Origin of the sequence: Roseovarius sp. E0-M6, assembly GCF_037083845.1 — a bacterium.
Lineage (GTDB): Bacteria > Pseudomonadota > Alphaproteobacteria > Rhodobacterales > Rhodobacteraceae > Roseovarius.
The window spans coordinates 1,314,392-1,330,400 of sequence record NZ_JBAPLA010000001.1 but is presented as its reverse complement, the minus strand read 5'-3'; the positions used below and the strand labels follow the sequence as shown (position 1 = coordinate 1,330,400).

The window sequence follows — 16,009 nt, the reverse complement described above, 5'->3', positions numbered from 1 at the left end:
GGGAGGGGGCAAGAGGGGCCAGCCCCTCGCCGGGGAAATTGATGATTTCCCCGCCTCACCCCGGGATATTTTCAGGCAAGAAGAAAGACTGAGTGGCGTCAGCCCGCCTTGCGGATGCCCATGATACGTGCGCGGGCGCGCGGGTCGCTGTCGAATAGCGCCGCGAGCTGTTCGGTCATGGCACCGGCGAGTTGTTCGACATCGGTAATCGTCACCGCGCGCTCGTAATAGCGGGTCACGTCATGGCCGATACCGATCGCCAGAAGCTCCACCTGACGGCGCCGCTCGACCATGGCGATGACGTCGCGGAGGTGCTTTTCGAGATAATTCGCGGGATTCACCGAAAGGGTCGAATCGTCGACCGGCGCCCCATCCGAGATGACCATCAGAATCTTGCGCGCTTCGCGGCGGTTCACCATCCGGCGGTGTGCCCATTCCAGCGCCTCACCGTCGATATTTTCCTTGAGCAACCCCTCTTTCATCATGAGGCCGAGATTGGTCCGCGTGCGGCGCATGGGGGCGTCGGCGGATTTGTAAATGATGTGGCGCAGGTCGTTGAGGCGGCCCGGAAGCTGTGGCCGGCCTTCGTTGAGCCATGTCTCGCGGCTTTGGCCGCCTTTCCATGCGCGGGTGGTGAAGCCCAGTATCTCGACCTTGACCGCGCAGCGTTCGAGGGTGCGGGCCAGCACGTCGGCACAGATCGCCGCGATCGAGATGGGGCGGCCGCGCATCGAGCCGGAATTGTCGAGCAGGAGCGTCACGACGGTGTCGCGGAATTCGGTGTCTTTTTCGATCTTGAAGCTGAGCGGGGTGGTGGGGTTCGCCACGACCCGCGCGAGGCGGCCCGCATCGAGGATACCCTCTTCGCGGTCAAATTCCCATGAGCGGTTCTGCTGTGCCTGAAGCCGGCGCTGAAGCTTGTTGGCGAGGCGCGACACCGCGCCCTTGAGCGGCTCGAGCTGTTGATCGAGATAGGCGCGCAGGCGTTCAAGCTCGGCCGGTTCGGCCAGATCCTGTGCGTTGACCTCTTCGTCGAAGCGGGTTGTATAGACCACATAGCCGGGATCGGCCTCGGAGACCGGGGGCGGGGCGGGCGGCTCGGTCGGGGCCTCGCCCTCGGGGAGTTCGGTTTCCTCGCCCGCGTCCTCATCGGCCATCTCGTCCATCGAGACCTGCGCTTGCGACTGATCCTGCTGATCGTCCTGCGATTGCTCGGGGTCGGCATCGGCGTCGTCGGGGCTGTCGTCCTGTTCGCCGCTGCTGTCGGGCTCTTCCTGTTCCTCGGTGCTCTCCTCGGCCTCGTCATCCTCGTCGTCTTCGGCGTCGGGATCATCGCCAAGCTGATCGCCATAGCCCAGATCGTCGATGATCTGACGGGCGAAACGGGCGAAGGCGGATTGATCGGCGAGCGTGTCTTCGAGGTTTTCGAGCGTGCCGCCGGCCTCGGCCTCGATGAAATCGCGCCAGAGGCTCATGACATTGGCCGCGCCTTCGGGCAGGTCGCGCCCGGTGGCGAGATGCCGGATCAGATAGCCCGCAGCCTCGGGCAGTGGTGCTTCGGAGGCGTCGGTGATCTGATCAAAGCCGCGGCGGCGGGCCTCGGCGTCGATCTTGACGTCGATATTGCTGGCGGTGCCGGGCATGGTGCGGGCGCCCACCGCCTCGCAGCGGGCGGTTTCCATCGCCTCGTAAAGTTCGCGGGCCATCTGACCGGGGGGGGCGTATTTGGTGTGGGTTCCGGTGTCGTGATACTTGTGCCGGAGCGCCAGCGCATCCGCCGTGCCGCGCGCCATCAGAACCTCTTCGCGCGACATCCGGCGCGAAATCTGGGGCAGGCGCACGCTGTCGCCCGAAATGCCTGCGGGGTCGACCGAATAGGTGACGGTCAGATCCGTGTCGTCGGCCATGACCTTGGTGGCTTCGGCCAAGGCCTTCTTGAACGGATCGGCGGGGTTGTCGTTGGGCTTTTTCATGGGTTTCTTCCCTGTGACCCGTGATGGATCACCCCAAGCTCAGACTTGCCGCGCTTTCGGGGAGTTCCTCGTCAAAGCAGCGCTGATAGAACTCGGCCACGGTCTGACGCTCAAGCTCGTCGCATTTGTTGAGGAAGGTGAGGCGGAAGGCATAGCCCACGTCGCGGAAGATGTGGGTGTTCTGGGCCCAGTTGATCACTGTGCGGGGTGACATCACGGTCGAAAGCTCACCGTTCATGAAGGCGGTGCGGGTGAGGTCGGCAACGGTGACCATATGGCCGACGGTCTTGCGGCCCTTCTCGGTGTTGAAGAGCGGGTTCTTGGCCAGAACGATATTCGTCTCGGCATCGTGGCTGAGATAGTTGAGCGTCGCCACAAGGCTCCAGCGGTCCATCTGTGCCTGGTTGATCTGTTGGGTGCCGTGGTAAAGCCCGGTGGTGTCGCCCAGGCCCACGGTATTGGCGGTGGCGAAGAGGCGGAAGCACGGGTTGGGCGTGATGATCTCGTTCTGATCAAGTAGCGTCAGCTTGCCGTCATGTTCGAGCACGCGCTGAATGACGAACATCACGTCCGCGCGGCCCGCGTCGTATTCGTCAAAGACGATCGCCACGGGATTGCGCAGGGCCCAAGGCAGGATGCCTTCGTGAAATTCGGTCACCTGTACGCCGTCGCGCAGCTTGATCGCGTCCTTGCCGATCAGGTCGATGCGGCTGATGTGACTGTCGAGGTTGACGCGCACGCAGGGCCAATTGAGCCGCGCGGCGACCTGTTCGATATGGGTGGATTTGCCGGTGCCGTGATAGCCTTGGATCATCACCCGGCGATTGTGGGAAAATCCCGCGAGGATCGCCAGCGTGGTGTCGGGATCGAACTTGTAGGTGCTGTCGATTTCGGGAACGCGTTCGGACCGCTCGGCGAACGCCTTTACTTCCATATCCGTGTCGATGCCGAACACGTCGCGGACAGAGATTTCTTCGGTCGGTTTCGCGTTCATGTCGGTGTGTCCGTCGGCCATGGGTATCATCCTTCGCTCGCGCGCCTCGTATTTCGGGGTCTGTGGTGCAACATATAACGATCAAGGGCAAGGGGAAGAATCGCTGGCGTTTTTCGCGACGAACGCTACGGTTTCGGCAGTGTTTGAAAGGCAGTTATGCGTGACCGCGACGAAATAGAAGCTCTTTTGGCGCGGGCCGCCATCGCGGACCGGGCGGCCTTTGACGATTTATATTCCCGCACCTCCGCGAAACTTTTCGGTGTCGTTCTGCGTGTCTTGAATGACAGGGCGTCGTCGGAGGACGTGTTGCAGGAAGTCTATGTGCGGATCTGGCGCAATGCCGGTCGGTATAATGCCAACGGGCTCAACCCGATGACGTGGCTGATCACCGTGGCGCGCAATGCCGCCATCGACCGCCTGCGCCGTCAGAAGACGCAACCCACCGGCGATGTCGATGTCGATGACGTGGCGCTGGCCGATCCGGCACCCACCCCCGAGGCCGAAATGCTTCGCGGCGCCGAGCGTGCGCAGATCGTCGCATGTTTCGACGAGCTCGAGGCGCAGCGTGCGGAAGCGGTGCGGCGTGCCTATCTGGAGGGTGAGACCTATGCCGATCTGTCCGCGCGCTTTGACGTGCCGGTCAATACGATGCGAACGTGGCTGCGCCGCAGCCTGTTGAAACTTAAGGAGTGCCTCAGCCGATGAGCGAGACACCGGACAGAGACGACGACACGGTGCTGGCGGGTGAATACGCGCTTGGCCTGTTGTCGGCCGAGGAGGCCGCGGTCTTTGAGGCGCGTCTTGGTGCCGAGCCGGAGTTGCGCGCGCTTTATGCAGCATGGGCCGAGGATTTCGCACAGCTTGCCGAGGACATCCCCCCCGAGACGCCGCCCGCACAGGTCAAGACGCTGATCGAGAGCGAGCTTTTCGACACGCCACGGCACAGCATTTGGTCGTGGTTTGGGCTTGCGGCGATCGGCGGCGGCCTTGCCGTTGCTGCGTTGGCGCTGGCGGTGTTCCTTGGGGCAGATTTCCTGAACGATGGGCCGGGTGCGCCCGATTACGTGGCCGAGATCACGGCCGAGGATGGCAGCCTTACCATCGAGGCGGCCTATCATGCGGGCGAGGCGCGGCTTGTTCTTGAGCGGCGCGCGGGCGCGGCGCGCCCGGGGCGCGCGCTTGAGCTGTGGCTGATCGACGGGGACGCGGCGCCGGCATCTTTGGGTGTGTTGCCCGATGATCCGCATGCCGTTTTTGAGGTGGCCGAGGGGCATCGCGCCGCGATGCCAAATGCGACGCTGGCCATTTCCGACGAGCCCGCAGGCGGTTCCCCGACTGGGCTTCCGACCGGGGACGTGTTGGCCGCAGGGCAGGTCTCGTCGATCTGAGCCGGCTGATTGGACGCCTAAAGCGTTTCGCGAAAAAACCGGACCACAGATTTTCGCGAAACGCTTTGGACAAGAAAATCCAAAAAATTTTAAAAAAAGTATCCGCGCGCTGAAACTATCGCGTTTTGGCTGCGTGACTTCGTGTGAGCCGGGCAAGGAAAGTTCGGCGCGGTCCGGGCTATCCTGCCCGACCACATAAAAAGACACAGGAGAGACAAACATGTTCAAGACATCACTCAGCATTATCGCACTGACCGCTGGCACCGCTGCAATGGCGGGCGAAAATCCGATGGTCGGCGGCGCGCCGATGTATGCGGACAAGAACATCGTGGAAAACGCGGTCAATTCGGAGGATCACACGACGCTTGTGAAGCTTGTCAAATCCGCCGGCTTGGTCGAAACCCTTTCGAGTGAAGGTCCGTTCACGGTGTTCGCACCGACCAACGAAGCCTTCACCAAATTGCCCAAGGGCACGGTCGAGATGGTTACGCAGCCCGAGAACAAGGAGATGCTGACCCAGGTTTTGACCTGTCACGTGGTTTCGGCCGATGCAATGTCGACCGCGATCAAAGGTATGATTGACGATGATGGCGGCAGCCATGTTGTCCCCACTGTGGGCGGCTGCGAGCTTGATGCGACCTATGATGGTGACACCATCACCCTTGAGGATGAGAACGGTCGCACGATCAACGTGACAATCGCGGATGTTGACCAGTCAAACGGTGTGATCCACGTCGTGGACGGCGTGATCCTGCCCAAGATGTAACGATTTCAACGCGATTGTGAGGGTCGCCGGGGGTTCCCGGCGGCCCGCCTTACCTTAAATGTAATCCCATGAGCGGCAAAGCCCGCAAGGAGGTTACGATGCAAAGACGAGATTTCATTGTTTCGGCGCTGATGGCCGGAACCACCCTTGGCACAGGTCGTGCCGTGATGGCCGCCGCGGATGGCAATTTCGAAGTCACCCGGAGTGAGGCCGAATGGCGCGAGATGCTGAGCGAGCGCGAGTTTTACGTGATGCGCGAGGAAGGCACCGAGCCCGCCGGGAGTTCCCCGCTCGACAAGGTTTATGAGCCGGGTATTTACCACTGCCGCGGCTGTGATCAGAAACTCTATTCGAGCGAGCACAAATACGACAGCGGCACCGGCTGGCCCAGTTTCTGGAAAGCGTTGCCCGATGCGATCGGAACCAAGGAGGATCGCACGCTCCTGTTCATGGTGCGCACCGAATGCCATTGCGACCGATGCGGCAGCCATCTTGGCCATATCTTCGATGACGGGCCCGACCCGACAGGGAAGCGGCATTGCCTGAACGGGGTGAGCCTGGTCTTCAAACCCGCCGAGGCGTGATACGCCGCAAGAATGAAACCTTTTGGACCGTTTTGCGTTGACCGGATGAACCGGGCCGCAAAGCGGTCTTTTTGATTTTGAAACGTGCATCACGCACAAGGGTTTTCAGGAGGTTATCCATATGCCCGATAGCAAAGGCTCCGCAGTCTGGAAAGGCGATCTAAAGTCCGGCAAGGGCCATGTCAGCACCGAAAGCGGCGCGCTCGACAATCAACCCTACGGGTTCAACACGCGGTTCGAGGACGCGCCGGGGACCAATCCAGAGGAACTGGTCGGGGCGGCGCATGCCTCATGCTATGCGATGGCGATGTCGCTCGGCTTGGGTGAGAAGGACCTCAAGGCGGATGAAATCAACGCCCGCGCCCGCGTCACGCTCGAGGAACAGGGCGGTGGTTTCGCGGTAACCAAAGTGCATCTTGATGTCAGCGCCCGCATCCCCGGAATCGACGACGAGACGTTTCAAGAGGTGGCCGAGCAGACCAAGTTGAATTGCCCGATTTCCAAGCTTCTGACCGCAGACATCACGTTGGACGCCAAACTGGAGAGTTGAGCCTCGGATCGGCAGATACTGCGCCGAAAGTTTTGGTGATCGCGCCCTTGGGTGGGCGCGGTCACTTTTCGTGCGGTGGGGCCACGGCGCCCGTTGCGGTCCCTGTTACGGGCCTATGGCGTGATCACTTGAAATTGCGGCTCGGCTTGATCTGATCCCACGCCCACATGACTTCTTGCAACTGCTCTTCCTGACTGCGGTCACCACCGTTCATGTCCGGGTGCAGCACCTTGATCAGCTTTTTGTATGATTTGCGGATCTCGGCCTTGGTCCAGGTGTCCCCGGCCTCGAGGATTTCGACGGCGCGCCGTTCCGTCGGGGGAAGCTTGCGACCGCCGCCGCGCGACTTGCCCGGATTGCGGGTGGCATTGCCGCCAAGCACCTGATGGGGATCCTCGATCCCCAACCGGGCCCAGGCGCGCGCCTCGGGGTCGGTGAAACTTTTGGTGTGGCGCTCCCAAACCTTGTCCTGCGACATCTGGGCGTTCATCTCGGCCTCGGTGGTGCCGTTGAAGAAGTTCCATTTGAGATTGTATTCGCGGACATGGGTCTGGCAGAACCAGTAGAATTCATCGAGCACGTCCGGAGCTTTGGGCGCACGGTATTTGCCCGGCTCGTTACAGCCCTCGTGATCGCAGACGCGAGTCGAGGTCTCGGACGCGCCGGACATGCCGCGGCGACCGCGGGGGTTCTTCTTCTTGGCGGACGACACGGACATGTCGAACCCGAAGGGATCAGATTTGGCCATGGTGANGGACATGCCGCGGCGACCGCGGGGGTTCTTCTTCTTGGCGGACGACACGGACATGTCGAACCCGAAGGGATCAGATTTGGCCATGGTGACTCCCTTTGCGACTCGGAGCAGAGAGAATAGGCTATTGGGCAGCAAATTGAAGGGGGCAGGGGCAAAAAATGACCCGATCGGAAAAGATACGCGCACGACTTGAAGAGAGATTCGACGTGCAAACGCTGGACGTGATCGACGAAAGCGAGGCGCATCGCGGCCACGCGGGATTTCAGGAAGGCGGAGAAAGCCATTTCCGGGTGCGGATTAAGGCGCCGGAATTCGCTGAAATGTCAAGGATTTCAAGGCACAGAGCGATACACGACGCTTTGGGCAAGGATCTGATGACGCAGATTCATGCGCTGACGCTCGAGATCGACATCTGAAGCGCCGCGCGAACGGGCCTAACGGTTGGCCTTGTCGGTGTCTTCGGCGTCGCCTTCATCCGGGTCGGGCGTTTGGGTGTCCTCGTCCAGCGCGTCGTTGGTGGGGGCAAGCGTCGCGGCGAGGGTGGCGGCAGAGGGCGGCGTGGTGTCGTCGGGGGCGTCTTCGGCGGTCTCGTCCCCGGTCTCTTCGGGGGACGTGTCCGGGGCGGCGATGAGGGCCGGGGCCGTGTCTTCGACCGGCTCCTTGATCAGGCGTTGAAAGACCAGAAGGGTGCGGTAGACCGTTGTGGTCGAGGTCAGGCCCTGACGCTCTTCTGAGGGGAGGATATCGGCGCGCAGATAGGTCCATCCGGCATTGCCCATCTCGTTCATCGTGGTTTCGATCGCATGGGCGAAACGGGCCTCAGTCCCTTTTATACCCTTTGATTTCAATCCTTTGGAGGGGGCTGGGATGACCTTGTATTCGTAACGCTGCATGGGACTATCCTCGTCTTCGGTCAGGCGGATTTGCGGGGGATGCCGATATGCCGCCCAAGCCCTTCGGGCTGTGGCAGGGCGGCATGGTCGCGGGCCATTTCGGCGACACGCGCTTGAATGTCGGGCGGCATCGGCGTGACCTTGGGCCCGTCGAGATTGACATGCAGGGTCAGCCCCTCGCCGGTGGCGGACATCCAGCCATCTTCGTGATAAAGCTGCTGAAAGGTGTGAAACCGTTTCTCGTCGTGGTCGATGAGCCAGAAAGACGAGCGGAGCCGATCCCCGAGCTTGACCTCGCGCAGGTAGCGCAGGTGGAATTCACCCGAAAATGTCGTGTGGTTGCTTGAGCTTACGTAATCGGGGCCAAAGCCGAGCCTGTCGAACACCTCGTCTGCCGCGCGGTCGAAAAGCACGGTGTAATAGCCCATGTTCAGGTGGTTGTTGTGGTCGATCCAGCCCGGCTCGATCTCGAGCCAAGAAGACATGAAGGGCGCGGCGTCGGGCATCGGCGGGCGTATCTCTTGTTGTGTGGTCACCGGATTAGAACCCCGCGCAGGGGATTGCAAAGGGAAAGGCCCTTTGATGCTGTGAGCAAGACGTTGAGGCAGCGTGCGCAGGCGTGGCGTGCCCCGGCGGGGACCGGTCTGCGACACGCGTGGTTAACAAGGGACAGGCGGCGGGAAAGGGGTCTGTATCCATGTCGGTAGTCACGTCGGTATCACGTCGGTGGACGGGGCATGATCGCCATGGTTAACGACGCGCGCGCAGCCCTTCCAGATGCGCCGCCGGTTAAACTATATTGGCCATCATGGAGACGATTCCCCGCCGCAGATTCGAGATCGCCGTTCTGATGACGCCCCATTTCAACATGGCGGCGACGATGACGTTTCTCGATCCGTTTCGCGCCGCGAACTATCTCGGCGGGCGGCAAATCTTTCGCTGGCGGCTTGTCAGTGAGGCGGGTGGGCTCCTGCCGGCGAGCAACGGGGCACAGATCGAGACCGCGCCACTCGAGACGCTGGGCCACGCGCACGCCGATCTGGTTATCGTCGCGAGCAGTTGGACGCCCGAGCGATTTGCCAGCAAGCCGATGCTGACCGCGATCCGGCGTTTTGCGCGGGCGGGGGCCTATGTTGGCGGGATCGACACGGGCGCCGTGATCATGGCCGAGGCGGGCCTTTTGCGGGGACGGCGCGCAACGGTGCATTACGAGCATATCGACGCGATGGCAGAACGGTTTCCCGAGGTGGAGGTCTGTGAGGACCTCTTTGTTCACGAGGCGCGCGTGGGCAGCGCGTGTGGCGGGGTCGCATCAGGTGAATACGCACTTTACCTGTTGCGCGAACTGGTGAGTGACGCGCTGGCCAATGATTGTGCGAAATACTTATTTCAGAACGAAGTGCGCGGCCCCGGAACGCGGCAGACGGACGCACGGCGCGAGCCGCTGGGCAATACCGCGCCGCCCAAGGTGCGCCGGGCCATCGACATCATGGAACGGCATCTTGAGACCCCGGTGCCAATCCCCGAGATATGCCGCATGGCCGACGTCTCGCAGCGCCAGCTTGACCGGCTGTTTCGGCAATATGTGAAACTCAGCCCGCAAAGCTATTACCGTGATATCAGGCTTGACCGGGCGCGGGGCCTTGTGACGCAGACCGAGCTTGCGCTGACAGAGGTGGCGGTGGCCTGCGGCTTTGCCAGCCCGGTGCATTTCAGCCGGGCCTACAAGGCGCGGTTCGGTCTTGCCCCGTCGCGGGACCGGATCGAAGGGCGGGTGCCGTTTGAGTTCAGGGCGTGGCCGATGCAGCGCGGAGATGGCGATCAAGGTTAATAGAGCGGCGAATGCAATGTGGGTATGCCGCCGGTTTTTCGCGGATGATCGTGACAGGACATGCCGGGAATCGGGGGAGTCATCACCATGACCGAATTACCATCGAAAGCCGCGTTCGCGACCATAGGCGCGGGATATTCAGAGGACGAAGGGCGCTCATTGTCGCTCAGGGCCGATGCCTATACGCGCGCCGAATGGTTCGAGGCCGACCGGCGTGAGATACTTGGCAAGTCGTGGCAATGGGTGTGCCATGTCGAAAAGCTGCGGGCGCCGGGCGCTTATGTCACCGCCGATATCGCGGGCCACCCCATTGCCGTGGTGCGCGACCGCGACGGGGTGCTGCGCGCCTTCTGGAACGTGTGCAAGCACCGGGCGCATCATCTCTTGTCGGGCGAGGGCGAGACGACGCGCATCATGTGCCCCTATCATGCGTGGGTCTACAAGCTGAACGGTCAGCTTGTCCGCGCGCCCGAAACCGAGCATCTGGAGGATTTCGAGCCGCGTGACATCTGCCTTGATGCGGTGCAGGTCGAGGAGTTCGCGGGGTTCGTCTATGTCAACCTCGATCCCGACGCGGCGCCGCTTCATGCGCAATCGGGCGACCTTGAGACCGAGATCCGCCACTGGGGGCCGGATATCGACAAGCTGACCTTCGGGCATCGCCTGAGCTATGACATCAGGTCGAACTGGAAGAATGTCGTGGACAACTTCCTTGAATGTTATCACTGCCCGACGGCGCACAAGGATTTCTGCGATCTCGTGGATATGGATACCTACAAGGTCACGACCTATGGCATCTATTCGAGCCACATGGCGGATGCGGGCAAGGGCGCGAACAGCGCCTACGACGTGAGCAACGCCACCGTGCGCACCCATGCGGTCTGGTGGCTGTGGCCGACGACCTGTTTGATGCGCTATCCGGGGCGGTCGAGCATGATCGTGCTCAACATTATTCCCGTCGGGCCTGACCGCACGCTTGAGACCTATGACTTCTTTCTTGAGACGCCCGAGCCGGACCCGATGGAACAGGATGCGATCCGGTATCTCGACGAGGTGCTTCAGGTCGAGGACATCAACCTTGTCGAAAGCGTGCAGCGCGGGATGGAAACGCCCGCCTTCACGCAGGGCCGCATTGTGAACGACCCCAGCGGATCGGGCAAATCCGAACATGCGGTGCATCACTTTCACGGGCTGGTGCTTGACGCCTACGCGAAGGCGGCAAGCGGATGAGGCGCGACCGGGACATGAGGCTTGAAGGAAAGGTGGCGCTGATCACCGGCGGGCGCGGCGGCATAGGGCGCGCGATCTGCCGGCGGTTCGAGCGCGAGGGCGCGGTGGTCTTTGCCGCCGATCTGAATGAGGGTGGATCGCTGGGAGATGCCGAGGGCGCATCGCGGTTCCTCAGGCTTGACGTGGCCAGTGAGGACGAAGTGCGCGCGGCCATGGAACGCGTGGATGCCGAGGAAGGCCGGATTGATATTCTGGTCAATGCGGCGGGGATCGAGATTGAGAAGACGATCGAGGAGACCAGCCTTGAGGAGTGGAACCGGTCCTTTGCGGTCAATGTTACCGGCACATTCCTGACGTCGAAACATGCCTTGCCGCTGATGCGGGCGGCGGCACAGGGCGGCCCCTCCGCCAGTATCATAAATTTCGGCTCTTATGACGGGTTCATCGCCGATCCGGGGCTGGCTGCCTATTGCGCGACGAAGGGGGCTGTGCATGCGCTGACCCGTGCGATGGCCTGTGATCACGGACCCGAGGGCATCCGTGTGAACGCGATCTGTCCGGGATATATCGACACGCCGATGTTGCAGAGCTTTTTCGCCGGAGACGGGTCTGGTGCGGGCGGTAAATCCATCGGCGAATTGCAGCAGGCCGTGCGCAACGTGCATCCGATGCGCACCTACGGCACGCCGGATGATATCGCGAACCTTGTCACATGGCTGGCCTCAGACGAGGCGCGCTATGCGTCGGGGCAGCTTTGGGTGCTGGACGGAGGGCTGTCGGCGCAGGTGCAGCAGATGCGGCTGTGAGGCGCCCAGAGGGCAGCGGGCGGTGCGGAAATGAGGTGTGGGATATGGATATTTCAAGCAAGAAGAAAGAGGGGCGTTGTCCCCGGAAAGGCCGATAGATGAGCAAATCCGTCATCATCACCTGTGCGCCGACGGGGGGTATTCACACGCCGTCGATGAGCCCGCATTTACCGGTGACCCCCGCCGAGATCGCCACCGCCAGCATCGAGGCGGCGGAGGCAGGCGCGTCGATCATCCATCTGCACGCGCGCGATCCCGAGACCGGAAAGCCCGACCACCGGTTCGAGACGTTCAACCAGTTCCTGCCGGTGATCAAGCAGGCCACCGATGCGGTGATCAACGTGTCGACCGGGGCGGGCCTCGGCATGAGCATGGAGGAGCGTCTTTTGGCCGCGACGACCGCCAGCCCCGAGATGGCGAGCCTTAACATGGGGTCGATGAATTTCGGCATCTTCCCGCTTTTGCAGAAATACACCGAGTTTGAGCATGACTGGGAGCGCCCCTTCCTAGAGATGACCGAGGATTTCATCTTTCCCAACACATTCAAGACCATAAAGTATGCTCTTGAAAATCTGGGTGAGGCGCATGGCACGCGTTTCGAGTTCGAGTGCTATGATCTGGGGCATCTTTACAACGTCAAATGGTTCGTCGATCAGGGGCTGATCAAGCCGCCCTTCTTTATCCAGATGGTGTTCGGCATCCTTGGCGGTATGGGGGCCGAGCTTGACCACCTGATGCACCTGCACCGCACTGCGGACCGCCTGTTCGGGTCTGAGAATTACGAGTGGTCGGTTCTGGCCGCCGGGCGCCACCAGATGCCGTTTGCAACACAAAGCGCGATGCTGGGCGGTAATCTGAGGGTCGGGCTGGAGGATAGTCTATTCATCGGTAAGGGGGAACTGGCCATCTCGAACGCAGAACAGGTGGAGCGGATACGCGGAATTGTCGAAAACCTCGGGCTGCGGGTGGCGACGCCCGGTGAGGCACGCGAGAGGCTGGCGCTCAAGGGTGCCGACCGGGTGGCGTTCTGATGCGGCTTGCGGGGAAGCGCGCCGTTGTGACAGGCGGCCGGCAGGGCATCGGACGCGGCATTGTCGACGCCTTCATGGCCGAGGGCGCGAAGGTGATCACCTGTGGGCGCGGGGCACGGCCCGATGACCTGCCGGGTGCCTGCGGATGGATCACCGCCGATGTGACCGATGTAAGGCAGGTGGCGGCGCTGGCCGAGGTTGCGGGCGAGGTGGATATCCTTGTCAACAACGCGGGTGTTCAGGTGGAAAAGACCGTGGTCGAAAGCACGGATGACGACTGGAACCTCGTGGTGGGGGCCAATTGCCGCGGGGTGTTCAACACCTGCCGCGCGATCCTGCCGCGGATGCGCAAGGGCGGTTCGATCATCAATATCGGCTCCATCTCGGGGCACGCGGCGGACCCCTCAATGGCGCTTTACAATGCGTCGAAGGCGTTCGTTCACGGGCTTACCCGTTCTATCGCGGTGGATCACGGGCCCCACCTGCGCTGCAACGCGATCTGTCCGGGCTGGATCGAGACCGGCATGCTCGAGGCCGGTTTCGCGTTGGCCGATGACCCCGAGCGCGCCCGCGAAGACGCGTTGGCGCGACATGCGACCCGACGGTTCGGCAAACCGTCGGACATTGCGGCGATGGCGGTCTGGCTTGCAAGCGACGAGGCGGGATTTGCCACCGGGCAGCTATTCACCATCGATGGCGGCATGACGGCGGCATCGCCCATCAACACGGGGCTTTTCTGATGAACATGTCGCACGCTGCCGTTCTTGGAGCGGGGACCATCGGGGCAAGCTGGGCGGCGCTTTTTCTGGCGTCTGGGCGGTCCGTTGCCGTCTATGAGCCCGATGAGGGGGCTGAGCCACGGGTGCGCGCCTATATCGCCCGCGCATGGGAGACCATGACACAGCTGGGGCTGACCGGGCGGGGCGATCCGGGTGCAATCACGTTTCACCAAAGCGCGGCGCGGGCCGTGGAAGGCGCAGGTTTCGTGCAGGAGAACGTGCCCGAGCGGGTTGCGATCAAGCACGCGACCTTTGCCGAGATCGAACCGGAGCTTGAGGCGGGCGCGATCGTGGCAAGTTCGGCTTCGGGCCTGACGCTGGGGCAGATGCAGGAGGGATGGCGCGACCCTGCGCCGCTGATCCTTGGGCATCCGTTCAACCCACCGCACCTTATTCCGCTGGTCGAGGTGATGGGCAACGACCGCACCGGCGCAGGCGTGATCGCGGCAGCGGAGGCGTTCTATGCCGATCTGGGTAAGGTGACGATCCGGGTAAAGAAGGAAGTGCCGGGCCATGTTGCGAACCGGCTACAGGCCGCGGTCTGGCGCGAGGCCATCCACCTTGTGCAGGAGGGCGTGGCAAGCGTCGGCGACGTGGACCGCGCGATGACGGCGGGGCCGGGATTGCGCTGGGCTGCGATGGGGCCGACCGCCCTTTTCGGGTTGGGGGCGGGCGATGGCGGGCTGGCGGCGTTCTGTGAGCATTTCAGCGATACGTTCAACGGCTGGTGGGACGATCTTGGCACGCCGCACCTGACGCCCGAGGTGGCCCGGATGCTGGAAAAAGGGTTGCAGGATGAAACCGGCGGCGCAAGCGTCGAGGCGCGCGCGACCGAGCGCGACGCGATGATCGTGGCACTGCTTCGGGCGCTTGGCGGAGCGACGTGATGGGCCGGGTCCGCGCCTAGGAGGTCAGAGCCCTAGCTTCGCGCTCACGATTTCGTTCACCGCCTTGGGATTGGCCTTGCCGCCGGTGGCCTTCATGACCTGACCCACGAACCAGCCTGCAAGCTTTGGATTTTGCTGTGCCTTTTCGACCTGCGCGGGGTTGTCGGCGATGATCTGATCCACCGCCTGCTCAATCGCGCCGGTGTCTGTCACCTGTTTCATGCCGCGCTCTTCGACGATCGTCTCGGGGTCGCCGCCTTCGGTATAGACGATCTCGAACAGGTCTTTGGCGATCTTGCCGGAAATGGCGTCGGACTTGATCAGGCGCACGATTCCCGCAAGCTGTTCGGGGTTGACCGGGCTTTGATCAATGCTGTGATCCTCTTTCTTGAGGCGGCCGAAAAGCTCGTTGATGACCCAGTTCGCGGCCAGTTTGCCATCGCCCGCGCCGGCCGCGACCTCTTCGAAATAGGCGGCATTCGCCACCTCGGCGGTGAGCACCGAGGCATCGTATTCGCTGAGCCCGAATTCGGTCACGAAGCGGGCCTTCTTCTCGTCGGGCAGTTCGGGGAGGGTGGCCGCGATCCCGTCGACCCACTCCTGTTCGATTTCCAGCGGCAGAAGATCGGGATCGGGGAAGTAGCGATAATCATGCGCCTCTTCCTTTGAGCGCATCGAACGCGTCTCGCCGCGGTCGGGATCATACAGGCGGGTTTCCTGCACCACTTCGCCGCCCGCTTCGACAATCGCGATCTGGCGGCGGGCCTCATGGTCGATGGCCTGTTGAATAAAGCGCATGGAGTTCATGTTCTTGATCTCGCAGCGGGTGCCAAGATGGCCGAAATCCTGTGTCTCCATGTATTTTTCATAGGCGCCGGGACGGCAGACAGACACGTTCACATCGGCCCGCAGGTTGCCGTTTTGCATGTTGCCGTCGCAGGTACTCAGATAGCGCAGGATCTGACGCATCTTCAGCACGTAGGCGGCTGCCTCTTCGGGGCCGCGGATGTCCGGGCGGCTGACGATCTCCATCAGGCAGACACCGGTGCGGTTGAGATCGACAAAGGACATGTTGGGGTCCATGTCGTGGATCGACTTGCCCGCATCCTGTTCCATGTGGATGCGTTCGATCCGCACCAGCCGCGCGATGCCCGGCTCCATATCCACGAGAATTTCGCCCTCGCCGACGATGGGATGATACAGCTGTGAAATCTGATAGCCCTGCGGCAGATCCGGATAGAAATAATTCTTGCGGTCGAACGCGGATTTGAGGTTGATCTGTGCCTTGAGGCCCAGCCCTGTGCGCACCGCCTGTTCAACGCAGAATTCGTTGATGACGGGCAGCATGCCGGGCATCGCGGCATCCACGAAGGAGACGTTCGAGTTAGGCTCGGCGCCGAACCGGGTGGAGGCACCGGAGAACAGCTTGGCGTTCGAGGCCACCTGCGCGTGGACCTCCATGCCGATCACCAGTTCCCAGTCGTGTTTGGCCCCGGAGATCACCTTGGGTTTCGGGGACTCGTAGGTCAGGTCAAGCATGGTG

At 62.2% G+C, this 16,009-nt stretch carries 18 protein-coding genes; 12 read left to right on the top strand and 6 right to left on the bottom strand.

Annotated elements, in window-relative coordinates:
• Window positions 1-98 precede the first annotated feature (98 nt).
• Both cobT and cobS read right to left on the bottom strand, forming a co-directional pair.
• Window positions 99-1,973 (bottom strand): cobaltochelatase subunit CobT, encoded by a 1,875-nt coding sequence (gene cobT / locus V8359_RS06355; RefSeq protein ID WP_336427896.1) that lies wholly within the window; start codon window positions 1,971-1,973, stop codon window positions 99-101.
• Window positions 1,974-2,001: 28 nt separating this feature from the next.
• Window positions 2,002-2,988, bottom strand: a complete 987-nt coding sequence (gene cobS, locus V8359_RS06350; protein WP_336427895.1) for a cobaltochelatase subunit CobS — start codon at window positions 2,986-2,988, stop codon at window positions 2,002-2,004.
• A 135-nt stretch (window positions 2,989-3,123) separates the two neighbouring features.
• On the opposite strand from cobS, the gene V8359_RS06345 reads away from it, so the two are divergent.
• The 5 genes from V8359_RS06345 to V8359_RS06325 all read left to right on the top strand — a co-directional run bounded on the left by V8359_RS06345 (window position 3,124) and on the right by V8359_RS06325 (window position 6,255).
• Window positions 3,124-3,672, top strand: a complete 549-nt coding sequence (locus V8359_RS06345; protein ID WP_336427894.1) for a sigma-70 family RNA polymerase sigma factor — start codon at window positions 3,124-3,126, stop codon at window positions 3,670-3,672.
• The gene (locus tag V8359_RS06340; protein WP_336427893.1) at window positions 3,669-4,355 is read left to right on the top strand and encodes an anti-sigma factor; all 687 of its coding nucleotides are present in this window, start codon (window positions 3,669-3,671) and stop codon (window positions 4,353-4,355) included. The genes V8359_RS06345 and V8359_RS06340 overlap by 4 nt, the downstream gene beginning before the upstream one ends.
• A 220-nt stretch (window positions 4,356-4,575) precedes the next feature.
• Window positions 4,576-5,121 (top strand): fasciclin domain-containing protein, encoded by a 546-nt coding sequence (locus V8359_RS06335; RefSeq protein WP_336427892.1) that lies wholly within the window; start codon window positions 4,576-4,578, stop codon window positions 5,119-5,121.
• A gap of 98 nt (window positions 5,122-5,219) precedes the next feature.
• Window positions 5,220-5,705 carry a peptide-methionine (R)-S-oxide reductase MsrB gene (gene msrB, locus V8359_RS06330; RefSeq protein WP_336427891.1) on the top strand — a complete coding sequence of 162 codons (486 nt, stop codon included), beginning with the start codon at window positions 5,220-5,222 and terminating at the stop codon, window positions 5,703-5,705.
• Between the two features lie 121 nt (window positions 5,706-5,826).
• Window positions 5,827-6,255 carry an OsmC family protein gene (locus V8359_RS06325; RefSeq protein ID WP_336427890.1) on the top strand — a complete coding sequence of 143 codons (429 nt, stop codon included), beginning with the start codon at window positions 5,827-5,829 and terminating at the stop codon, window positions 6,253-6,255.
• 124 nt (window positions 6,256-6,379) lie between these two features.
• On the opposite strand, the gene V8359_RS06320 is transcribed toward V8359_RS06325, so the two are convergent.
• Complete coding sequence (locus V8359_RS06320) at window positions 6,380-7,003, bottom strand: DnaJ domain-containing protein (RefSeq protein WP_336427936.1); 624 nt, start codon at window positions 7,001-7,003, stop codon at window positions 6,380-6,382.
• Between the two features lie 164 nt (window positions 7,004-7,167).
• On the opposite strand from V8359_RS06320, the gene V8359_RS06315 reads away from it, so the two are divergent.
• Complete coding sequence (locus tag V8359_RS06315) at window positions 7,168-7,425, top strand: BolA family protein (RefSeq protein ID WP_336427889.1); 258 nt, start codon at window positions 7,168-7,170, stop codon at window positions 7,423-7,425.
• Between the two features lie 18 nt (window positions 7,426-7,443).
• Here the strand turns inward: V8359_RS06315 and V8359_RS06310 are convergent, their stop codons facing one another.
• Together V8359_RS06310 and V8359_RS06305 are read right to left on the bottom strand one after the other, a co-directional pair.
• On the bottom strand, window positions 7,444-7,902 hold the full coding sequence (locus V8359_RS06310; protein ID WP_336427888.1) for a DUF4177 domain-containing protein: 459 nt from the start codon (window positions 7,900-7,902) through the stop codon (window positions 7,444-7,446).
• A gap of 20 nt (window positions 7,903-7,922) precedes the next feature.
• A complete protein-coding gene (locus tag V8359_RS06305; RefSeq protein ID WP_336427935.1) occupies window positions 7,923-8,408 on the bottom strand; it encodes a thioesterase family protein in 486 nt (161 codons plus the stop codon).
• A 302-nt stretch (window positions 8,409-8,710) separates the two neighbouring features.
• Here V8359_RS06305 and V8359_RS06300 point away from each other — a divergent pair, with 302 nt between their 5' ends.
• The 6 genes from V8359_RS06300 (at window position 8,711) to V8359_RS06275 (ending at window position 14,466) form a co-directional block, all read left to right on the top strand.
• Window positions 8,711-9,733 carry a GlxA family transcriptional regulator gene (locus tag V8359_RS06300; protein ID WP_336427887.1) on the top strand — a complete coding sequence of 341 codons (1,023 nt, stop codon included), beginning with the start codon at window positions 8,711-8,713 and terminating at the stop codon, window positions 9,731-9,733.
• A gap of 87 nt (window positions 9,734-9,820) precedes the next feature.
• Entirely contained in the window at window positions 9,821-10,963 is a 1,143-nt protein-coding gene (locus V8359_RS06295) for an aromatic ring-hydroxylating oxygenase subunit alpha (protein WP_336427886.1), read from the top strand.
• Window positions 10,964-10,977: 14 nt separating this feature from the next.
• A complete protein-coding gene (locus V8359_RS06290; RefSeq protein ID WP_336427885.1) occupies window positions 10,978-11,769 on the top strand; it encodes an SDR family NAD(P)-dependent oxidoreductase in 792 nt (263 codons plus the stop codon).
• A 98-nt stretch (window positions 11,770-11,867) separates the two neighbouring features.
• Window positions 11,868-12,800, top strand: coding sequence for a 3-keto-5-aminohexanoate cleavage protein (locus V8359_RS06285; RefSeq protein ID WP_336427884.1), 933 nt, complete (start codon window positions 11,868-11,870; stop codon window positions 12,798-12,800).
• Window positions 12,800-13,540, top strand: a complete 741-nt coding sequence (locus V8359_RS06280) for an SDR family NAD(P)-dependent oxidoreductase (protein ID WP_336427883.1) — start codon at window positions 12,800-12,802, stop codon at window positions 13,538-13,540. Before V8359_RS06285 ends, V8359_RS06280 begins: the two co-directional genes overlap by 1 nt.
• On the top strand, window positions 13,540-14,466 hold the full coding sequence (locus V8359_RS06275; protein ID WP_336427882.1) for a 3-hydroxyacyl-CoA dehydrogenase family protein: 927 nt from the start codon (window positions 13,540-13,542) through the stop codon (window positions 14,464-14,466). Before V8359_RS06280 ends, V8359_RS06275 begins: the two co-directional genes overlap by 1 nt.
• Before the next feature lie 24 nt (window positions 14,467-14,490).
• Here V8359_RS06275 and gatB read toward each other — a convergent pair whose 3' ends face one another.
• Complete coding sequence (gatB, locus tag V8359_RS06270; RefSeq protein ID WP_336427881.1) at window positions 14,491-16,005, bottom strand: Asp-tRNA(Asn)/Glu-tRNA(Gln) amidotransferase subunit GatB; 1,515 nt, start codon at window positions 16,003-16,005, stop codon at window positions 14,491-14,493.
• Window positions 16,006-16,009: the final 4 nt, after the last annotated feature.